This window comes from Kocuria rhizophila (genome assembly GCF_003667225.1).
Lineage (GTDB): Bacteria > Actinomycetota > Actinomycetes > Actinomycetales > Micrococcaceae > Kocuria > Kocuria rhizophila.
This window is the reverse complement of record NZ_RCOM01000089.1, coordinates 1-9,311: the sequence shown is the minus strand read 5'-3', so window position 1 is coordinate 9,311 and position 9,311 is coordinate 1. Positions and strand designations below refer to the sequence as shown.

At 71.5% G+C, this 9,311-nt stretch carries 8 protein-coding genes; all 8 read right to left on the bottom strand.

What is annotated here, in order from left to right; genetic code table 11:
• Window positions 1-95: 95 nt before the first annotated feature.
• Window positions 96-1,640: a ribosome biogenesis GTPase Der gene (gene der, locus D9R02_RS10205; RefSeq protein WP_019310971.1), complete on the bottom strand. Its 1,545-nt coding sequence runs from the start codon at window positions 1,638-1,640 to the stop codon at window positions 96-98.
• A complete protein-coding gene (cmk, locus tag D9R02_RS10200; protein WP_121566857.1) occupies window positions 1,637-2,389 on the bottom strand; it encodes a (d)CMP kinase in 753 nt (250 codons plus the stop codon). Before cmk ends, der begins: the two co-directional genes overlap by 4 nt.
• Entirely contained in the window at window positions 2,389-3,507 is a 1,119-nt protein-coding gene (locus D9R02_RS10195) for a prephenate dehydrogenase (protein WP_039101434.1), read from the bottom strand. Before D9R02_RS10195 ends, cmk begins: the two co-directional genes overlap by 1 nt.
• On the bottom strand, window positions 3,504-4,610 hold the full coding sequence (locus D9R02_RS10190) for a pseudouridine synthase (protein WP_121566856.1): 1,107 nt from the start codon (window positions 4,608-4,610) through the stop codon (window positions 3,504-3,506). The genes D9R02_RS10195 and D9R02_RS10190 overlap by 4 nt, the downstream gene beginning before the upstream one ends.
• Before the next feature lie 7 nt (window positions 4,611-4,617).
• Complete coding sequence (gene scpB, locus D9R02_RS10185) at window positions 4,618-5,439, bottom strand: SMC-Scp complex subunit ScpB (RefSeq protein ID WP_053069382.1); 822 nt, start codon at window positions 5,437-5,439, stop codon at window positions 4,618-4,620.
• A 48-nt stretch (window positions 5,440-5,487) separates the two neighbouring features.
• A complete protein-coding gene (locus D9R02_RS10180) occupies window positions 5,488-6,372 on the bottom strand; it encodes a segregation and condensation protein A (RefSeq protein ID WP_047978302.1) in 885 nt (294 codons plus the stop codon).
• 28 nt (window positions 6,373-6,400) lie between these two features.
• The gene (locus tag D9R02_RS10175; protein WP_039101437.1) at window positions 6,401-7,294 is read right to left on the bottom strand and encodes a ParA family protein; all 894 of its coding nucleotides are present in this window, start codon (window positions 7,292-7,294) and stop codon (window positions 6,401-6,403) included.
• Between the two features lie 200 nt (window positions 7,295-7,494).
• Window positions 7,495-9,311: AMP-binding protein (locus tag D9R02_RS10170; protein WP_121566855.1), on the bottom strand; the 1,817-nt coding region annotated here is incomplete at its 5' end.

The following is a 9,311-nucleotide window of genomic DNA, read 5'->3' as shown; positions in this document are numbered from 1 at the left end:
GGGCCGGGGCGGCGTCGTCCCCGCTCCCGCCCGGCAGCGCAACGGGCCGCCCCCGGAGAAACCCGAGGACGGCCCGTCAGCGGAACGGCGGGGACTCAGCGCTTGCGCTGGCGCTTCTCCCGCACGCGCATGGTGACCTCCAGCGGGGTGCCCTCGAAGCCGAAGGTCTCGCGGATGCGGCGCTGGATGAACCGGCGGTAGCCGGGGTCCAGGAAGCCCGTGGTGAACAGCACGAACTTGGGCGGCCGGGAGGCCACCTGCGTGCCGAACAGGATGCGGGGCTGCTTGCCGCCGCGCACGGGGTGCGGGTGGGCGGCCACGATCTCCCCCAGGAACGCGTTGAGGCGCCCGGTGGGGATGCGGCGGTCCCACGAGTCCAGTGCCGTGTGCAGCGCGGGGACCAGCTTGTCCTTGTGCCACCCGGTCTTGGCGGACATGTTCACGCGCGGCGCCCAGGCCACGTGGGCCAGGTCCCGCTCGATCTCGCGCTCCAGGTAGAAGCGGCGCTCCTCGTCCAGGGTGTCCCACTTGTTGAACGCGAGCACCAGAGCGCGCCCGGAGTCCACGGCCATCTGCAGGATGCGGACGTCCTGCTCGGAGAGCACCTCGTCCACGGCGAGCAGCACCACGGCCACCTCGGCGCGCTCCAGCGCGGTCTGCGTGCGCAGGGACGCGTAGAAGTCCGCGCCCTGCTGCAGGTGCACGCGGCGGCGGATGCCCGCGGTGTCGATGAAGCGCCACGGCTCCCCGCCGAGCATCACGATCTCGTCCACGGGATCACGCGTGGTGCCCGCGGTCGGGTCCACGACCACGCGGTCCGAGCCGGCCAGCTTGTTGAGCAGCGAGGACTTGCCCACGTTGGGGCGCCCGATCAGCGCCACGCGCCGCGGCCCGCCTTCGAGCTCCGCCTCGGCCACCTCGGAGAACTCCGGCAGCGCCTTGACCAGGGCGTCCAGTGCATCGCCCGAGCCCTTGCCGTGCAGCGCGGACACCGGGAACGGCTCCCCCATGCCCAGGGACCACAGCGCGGTGGCCTCGATCTCCAGCTGCGGGGAGTCCGCCTTGTTGGCCACCACGATGATGGGCTTCTTCACGCGGCGCAGCATGCTCACCACGGCCTCGTCGGTCGCGGTCACGCCCACGGTCACGTCCAGCACGAGCAGCACGGCGTCCGCGTTCTCCACGGCCAGCTCGGCCTGGTCCGCCACGCGCTTGTTGATGCCCTTGGCGTCCTGCTCCCAGCCGCCGGTGTCCACCAGGGTGAAGTTCTTGCCGTTCCACTCCGCCTTGTAGGAGACACGGTCACGGGTCACGCCCGGGGTGTCCTCCACCACGGCCTCGCGGCGGCCGATCACGCGGTTGACCAGCGTGGACTTGCCCACGTTCGGGCGGCCCACCACGGCGACCACGGGATCGGGGCGGCGGGCGTCCCGGTCCTCCTCGCCGTCGATCCAGTCCGCGAGCAGCGCGGCGTCCTCGTCGTCCAGCTCGTAGTCGGCCAGTCCCTCGCGCAGCGCCTGCGCACGGGCCTCGGCCTCGGTGTCGTCGATCGCGGCCAGGCGCTGCGAGATGTCCTCGTTGCCCCCGCCCAGCACGGACTGCTCGTAGGAGTCCACCGTGGGCTCGTCGGGTGCGCTCATGGTTGCCTCGCTTCCTCGGGGGCGTCAGCGCCCGTCTCGTCGGGGGCCGTGGCGGCCCCCTCGTGTGTCGTGTCCGTGGCGCGGATGACCAGGTCGATCACGCCCTGCACGGTCTGTTCCATGGTCAGTTCGGAGGAGTCCAGCAGGTGCACGCCGTCCTGCGCGTTCGTGAAGTCCACCACGGTGGCGTCCTTCGCGTCACGGCCCACCACCTGCGCCTCCAGGTTCGACGACGCCGCCGCGCCCAGCTGCCGGCCGCGCCGCGCCATCCGCGCCGCCTCCGAGGCGGTGAGCAGGATCCGCACGTCCGCGTCCGGGGCCACCACCGTGGTGATGTCCCGGCCCTCGGCCACGATCCGGAACCCGCTGTCCCGGATGATGTCCTGCTGCATGCGCACCAGCACCTCCCGGGCGGGGACGATCGTGGAGACCCGGGAGACGTTGTCCGTGACCAGGTCCCCGCGGATCGCGGAGCGGACGTCCTCGCCGTTGACCAGGATGCGCTCCTCGTCCGGGTCCGTGCCCATCTCCAGGGGAACGGTCTCGGTAGCGGCCACCACGGCCTCGTGGTCGTCGAAGCTCACCCCCGAGTCCAGGCACCACCAGGTCACCGCGCGGTACATCGCGCCGGTGTCCAGGTAGGCGAGCCCGAACCGGCGCGCCACCTCCTTGGACACCGAGGACTTCCCGGACCCCGAGGGCCCGTCGACCGCGATGACGAGTCGTGCGTTCCCATCCCGTGCGTTCATCACTGCACCACCTTCCAGCCGCGTGTCTGCAGCTCCTCCACGAGGTCCGCGTGCCGGCTCGGCTCCACCGAGACGGTCACGAGACCCACGGGCTGCCCGGGCGAGTGCTCCAGGCGCATGTCCTCCAGGTTGACCCCGATCTCCCCGATCTCCGTGAGGAGACGGGCGATCTGACCGGGCGTGTCGTCCACGGCCACCGTGAACGTGGCGAAGGCCTTGGGTGCCCCGCCGTGCTTGCCCGGGATACGGGCCTGGCCGGCGTTGCCCTCGGCCATCAGCCGGGCAATGTCCAGGCGTGCACCGTCCGCGTCCGGGGCCTCCAGCGTGGCGATCAGCCGCTCCACGTCCTCCCGGACCTGGTGGAGGGACCGCACCACGGGCTGCGCGTTGGCAGAGAGGATCTGCACCCACAGCCCCGGGTCGGAACCCGCGATCCGCGTGGTGTCCCGCAGCCCCTGCCCAGCCAGGGACAGCTGGTGCAGCGGGGTCTCCTGCAGCCGCGAGGCCAGGAGCGAGGACATCACCTGCGGCAGGTGGGAAATCAGCGCCACGGTCTCGTCGTGCTCCGCGGGCTCCATCACGGTCAGGGTCGCCCCCAGGTCCACCGCGAGGTTCTTGGCCGCGGTCACCGCGGCGGCTCCCGTGGCGGGGCCGGGGCAGACCACCCACGGCATGGACGTGAACAGCTCGCCGCGCGCCGCCACCGGCCCGGATTTCTCCCGTCCGGCCATGGGATGGGTGCCCACGTAGCGGGTGAGGTCCGCGCCCGCCGCCGTGACGGCGTCGAGAACGGGGGCCTTGACGGAGGCGATGTCCAGCACCACGGCGTGCGGGTGCTCGGCCAGCGCCTCGACGACCAGCTCGGCGACCACGTCCGGCGGTGCGGCGACCACCACGAGCGCGGGCTCGGGGGGCTCCTCCCCCGCACTGCGGAGTGCGCGGACGGAGCGGCCCGCGCCGATGTCCTGGGCCACGGCCTCCGTGGTGGGCGAGGCGTCCCGGATCAGGACCTCCACCCCCAGGTGGCGCAGCCCCAGCCCGATGCTCGCCCCGAGCAGTCCGGAGCCCACCACCAGCACGGGGCCGGTGCTCGTGGGTGCGGTGGGAACCACGCTCACATCCCCACGGACGCGAGGAGGTTGCCCACCTCGGTGTGCGAGAGCTTGCGCACCGTGCCCTGCTTCTGGTCGCCGATCGCGATGGGGCCCACGTGGGTGCGCGCGAGCTTCTCCACGGGGTGGTCCACGGCGTCGAACATGCGGCGCACGATCCGGTTGCGCCCGGAGTGCAGCACCACCTCGATGAGCACGTGGCCCGGGGTGGAGTCCACCAGGCGGAAGTCGTCCACCTTGGCCACGCCGTCCTCCAGGCGGATGCCCTCCTTCATCTGGTTGCCGATGCCCTTCTCCACGGGGCCGTGCACCTGGACCATGTAGGTCTTGGGCACCTCGTAGGAGGGGTGGGTGAGCCGGTTGGTCAGCTCGCCGTCGTTGGTGAGCAGCAGCAGACCCTCGGTCTCCACGTCAAGGCGCCCCACGTGGAACACGCGCTGGTGCTTGCGCGGGTCCAGGTAGTCGCTCACGCAGCGGCGCCCGTCCGGGTCCTCCATGGTGGAGACCACGCCGGCGGGCTTGTTGAACGCGTAGTACACGAGCTTCTCGTCCGTCTGGATGCGCATGCCGTCCACGTGCACGGCCTGCAGCGCGGGGTCCACGCGCACGCCGAGCTCCGTGACGATCTCCCCCTCCACGCTCACGCGGCCGTCCTGGATCATCTCCTCGCACACGCGGCGGCTCGCCACGCCGGCCTGCGCCATGAGTTTCTGCAGCCGCACGCCGTTCTCGTCGTGGACCTCCAGCCGGTCCACGGGCGGGTTCTTGGGACGACGCCGCCGGTGCGGGCCGTGCTCCTTGATCGCCGAGGCGCGGCGCTCGTACTTGTCCACGCCCGCGAAGGCGCGGGGCTTCTGCGGGCCCTTCTGGGCGGCACCGGCCTTGGGCTTGCCCGGCCCCTTGCCCGCGGGACCCTTGCCGCGCGCGGCCCCCGGACCCTTCGCGCCGGGGCCCTTGGGGTAGCCGCGGCCCCCGGCGGCGTCGCCGGAGCCCTTCTTGCCCGGTCCGGAGCGGAAGCCGCCCTTGGGCCCGGCCTTGGAGCCCTTGCCGCGGCCCTGGGGACCGCGGGCGCCTCCGCCGCGGGGTGCGTTGCCGTGTGATGAAGCCATGCGTTGTTCAGTCCTCTATCTCGTCGAGTTGGTCGGTTCCGGGCAGCAACGGTGCGATGTCCGGCAGCTCGTCCAGCGAGCCGAGACCGAGCTTCTCCAGGAAAAGGGGGGTGGTGGTGTACAGGACGGAGCCGGACGACTCCTCCCGCTCGTGGGCCGAGAGCAGGCCGCGCTGCACCAGGGTGCGCACCACGCCGTCCACGTTCACGCCACGGATCGCGGAGACCCGCGATCGCGACACGGGCTGCAGGTAGGCCACCACCGCCAGCGTCTCCAGCGCCGCCTGGGAGAGCCGCGAGCTGCTGCCCTCCACCACGAAGTCCGTGACCAGCTGGGCGTGGTCGCTGCGCGCGTAGATCCGCCAGCCCCCGGCCACGTCACGCAGCTCGAACCCGCGCACGCGAGGTGCGGGTGCGCTGGACGGCGACGGAGCGCCGTCGTGGTGCTCCACCCCGTCCAACGATTCGGAGGCCGACCGTTTATCATATCCGGCCAGGGCACCCGGCTGGGCGGACGCGGAGGTGTTTCCGGTCACGCCGTCGTACTCGGCCTTGAGGTGCTCCAGTGCGCTGCGCACCCGGTGCTCGGGCTCACCCGTGACCCGGGAAAACTCCGCCAGGCTCACCGGGGCCGCCGCGACCATGAGCACCGCCTCCAGCGCGGAGAGCAGCTGGTCGCGTGCCATGGCGTCGGGATGCGACTCGTCGATCCTGGACACCGTATTGGCCGACGACCGTGCGTCGGCGCGTTCCGGGGCCGCCGGGGTGGTGGGTGGCCCGGCGCGGTACGTCTCCGCCGCGGGGGCCGTGGGGGGTGTCTGCTCCGCCACGCGGTCATCCTCTCCTTCGGTACGGTTCACACCGATCCTGTGCGGGACTCATTCTCCCAGGTTTTCGCCGTCCGCGCTCGGGGCGGTCTCCGGCTCGGCGCCCGTGTACTCGCTGCTGAGCGATGCGGCGGACCACTGCTCCGGGCCGTCCCAGCGCACGAGCAGCGCTCCCAGGACGTCCTCCTGGTGCAGCCGGACCACGCGGTCCCGGTACATCTCCAGCAGCGCGAGGAACCGGACCACCACCACCAGCGTGGACTCCGCGTCCGCCACCAGGGAGTGGAACGTGTGGTCCTCCCCGTCCCGCAGGATGGCCGCGAGCACCTCGGCCTCGTCCGCCACCCGCACCTGCGCGCCGTGCAGGTGCGCCACGTCCACCTCCTCGGGCACGTGGCGCTCCGGGTCCAGCGCCGTCACTGCGAGGTGCGCGAGCTGCTCGGGGGTTAGCGTCCACGTGAGCGGGGGCAGGGCCGTGGTGATCGCGGGGTCCAGGTCCACCTGGCGGGCGATCCGCACGGACTCGGCGGCGAAACGGACGTTGAGCTGCCCGGCCACCTCCTTGAACGCCTTGTACTGCAGCAGCCGAGCGAACAGCAGGTCCCTGGCCTCGAGCAGCTCCACGTCGTACTCGTCCTCGACCTCGCCGCGCGGCAGCAGCCGGGCGGCCTTCAGGTCCAGCAGGGTGGCCGCGACCACCAGGAACTCGCTGGCCTCGTCCAGGGCCTTGGGCGAGGCGTCCTCCTGCAGGGCGCGCACGTACTGGATGAACTCGTCCGTGACCACCGACAGGGAGACCTGGGTGATGTCCAGCTCGTGCTTCGCGATCAGCGACAGCAGCACGTCGAACGGGCCCTGGAAGTTCTCCAGGGCCACGGTGAAGCCGCCGTGGGACTCCCCCGGCGCCTCGGCAGGGACGGCGACGACGCCGCTCACGCGCCGGGGCGGCGTCGTCGTGCGTGGTTCACGGCGCGCCGCCGCGCGAGATGAGCTCGCGGGCGAGCTGGCGGTAGGACTCCGCGCCGGGGTGGTTGGTGGCGAACGCGAGGATGGGCTCGGCGGCCACGGTGGCGTCCGGGAACTTCACGGTGCGCTTGATGACGGTGTCGAAGACCTTGTCCCCGAACGCGTCCACGATCCGGGCGATGACCTCACGGGAGTGCAGGGTGCGGGAGTCGAACATGGTGGCCAGGACGCCGTCGATCTGCAGCTTGGGGTTGATGCGGTCCTGCACCTTGGAGATGGAGTCCACCAGCAGGGCGACCGCGCGCAGGGCGAAGAACTCGCAGATCAGCGGGATGATCACCCCGTGCGAGGCGGTGAGCGCGTTGACGGTGAGCAGGCCCAGGGAGGGCTGGCAGTCGATGAGGATCACGTCGTAGTGGTCCTCGACCTTGCGCAGCGCGGAGGCGAGCACCTGTTCACGCGCCACCTCGTTGACCAGCTGCACCTCGGCCGCCGAGAGGTCGATGTTGGCGGGCAGCAGGTCCACGTTCTCCACGTGGGTCTGCTGCACCACGTCCCACACGTCCACGGAGCGGTCCATCATCACGTTGTAGACGGTGAGGTCCAGCTCGTGGGGGTTGGAGCCGAAACCGGCGGACAGCGCGCCCTGCGGGTCGAAGTCCACCAGCAGGACCTTGCGGCCCAGCTCCGCGAGCGCGGCGCCCAGGTTGATGGTGGAGGTGGTCTTGCCCACCCCGCCCTTCTGGTTCACCATGGCGATGATGCGCGCGGGGCCGTGCGTGGACAGCTCGGGCGGATCCGGGAAGGTCCGCAGCGGCCGACCGGTGGGGCCTACGGCGTCCGACGCCGCAGCCTGGCTCTGCTGGGGCCTCTCATCACTGGCGTTGCTCACGGGCGACGGCCTTCCTTCCTGGGCGTGGAGTACGGGTCTCGACGTCCTACCCTACCGCCCACGTGGGACGCGACCGCCATGGCACGGGGCGGACGCCGAGCCGCACCCGCCTGGGACGGGTGCCGTGCCAGGCGGGTGCGGTGCCGGACAGCAGCCGCCGAATGAAACACATCACCACCCGTCCGGGGCTCCGCGACACCTCAGCCCTTGGGCGCCAACACCGACTGCAGCGCCTCCAGCACGGAGTGGTCCTCGATCGTGGAGGGCACCGTGTACTGCTCGCCGTCGGCCATCTGGCGCATGGTCTTGCGCAGGATCTTGCCCGAGCGGGTCTTGGGCAGGGCTTCGACGACGGCCACGTCCTTGAAGTCCGCCACGGGGCCGATCTGCGAGCGCACCATGGTCACGAGCTCCTCGGCCAGCCGCTCCTGGGTGATCTCCGCGCCGGTCTTGAGCACCACGTACCCGGAAGGCCGCTGGCCCTTGAGTGGGTCGTTCACACCGATCACGGCGCATTCGGCGACGTCCGGGTGGGTGGCCACGATCTGCTCCATCTGCCCCGTGGAGAGCCGGTGGCCCGAGACGTTGATGACGTCGTCGGTGCGTCCCATCACGAACACGTACCCGTTCTCGTCGATGTACCCGGAGTCCCCCGTGGCGTAGTACCCGGGGAAGGCCGAGAGGTAGGAGGAGACGAAGCGCTCGTCGTTGCCCCACAGCGTGCTGAGGGTGCCCGGAGGCAGCGGCAGCCGCAGCGCGATGTTGCCCTCCTCACCGGGGCCCAGGGGCTCCCCGATGGGGTCGAGGATCTCCACGTGGAACCCGGGCACGGGCACCGTGGGGGATCCCGCCACAATGGGCAGCCTCTCGATGCCGAACGGGTTGGAGCAGATGGCCCACCCGGTCTCGGTCTGCCACCAGTGGTCCACCACGGGAACGCCCAGCACGGTGGAGGCCCACGTGTAGGTCTCCGGGTCCAGCCGCTCCCCCGCCACGAACAGGGCCTGCAGGGAGGAGATGTCGTGCTTCCTGACGAAGTCCCCCTCGGGGTCCGCCTTGCGGATCGCGCGCAGCGCGGTGGGGGCGGTGAACAGCACCTTGACCCCGTGCTCCTCCACCCGCTGCCAGAACGCCCCGGCGTCCGGGGTGCCCACGGGCTTGCCCTCGTAGACCACCGTGGTGGCCCCCGCGAGCAGCGGCGCGTACACGATGTACGAGTGGCCCACCACCCAGCCCACGTCCGAGGCGGTCCACATCACGTCACCGGCGGAGACGTCGTAGATGTTGGCCATGGACCAGCTCAGCGCCACGGCGTGGCCGCCGTTGTCGCGGACCACGCCCTTGGGCTTTCCGGTGGTCCCGGACGTGTAGAGGATGTACAGCGGATCGGTGGCCGCCACGGTCACCGGCTCGGCCGGCTCGACGCCGTCCTGCGCCTCGGTCCAGGACAGCCACGCGGGCCCACCAGCCTCCTGCGAGCGCTCCCGGGCCTCGGCCACTGTGGTGGTGAAGCCGTCCCGTTCGTGGACCAGCACCGCCGACGGCGCGTGCTCGCTGATCTGCAGGGCCTCCTCGATCGCGGGCAGGTACTCGATGCGACGCTTGGGCTCCACGCCTCCGGACGCCGTGACGATGGCCACCGGCTGGGAGTCGTCGATGCGGCTGGCGAGCTCACGGGGTGCAAAGCCTCCGAAGACCACGGAGTGCACCGCCCCCAGCCGGGCGCACGCCAGCATGGCCACGACCGACTCGGCGATCATGGGCATGTAGAGCAGCACCCGGTCACCCTTGGTGACACCCTGGGCCGCGAGCGCGCCGGCGAAGAGGGCGACCTTCTCCTGCAGCTGGGCATACGTGATGTGCTCCTGCACCCCGAGGACCGCGGAGTCGTAGATCAGGGCCGTGCGCTCCCCGTGGCCCGCCGCCACGTGGCGGTCCACCGCGTTGACGCACGTGTTCAGCTCCCCGTCCGGGAACCAGCGGTAGAGGGGGGCTGCGGAGTCGTCCAGGGCTCGGG

What these genes read in the sequence shown, in the direction of transcription:
- der (WP_019310971.1), bottom strand. Translation starts at nt 1,640, where the DNA reads ATGAGCGCACCCGACGAGCCCACGGTGGACTCCTACGAGCAGTCCGTG.
- cmk (WP_121566857.1), bottom strand. Translation starts at nt 2,389, where the DNA reads ATGAACGCACGGGATGGGAACGCACGACTCGTCATCGCGGTCGACGGG.
- D9R02_RS10190 (WP_121566856.1), bottom strand. Translation starts at nt 4,610, where the DNA reads ATGGCTTCATCACACGGCAACGCACCCCGCGGCGGAGGCGCCCGCGGT.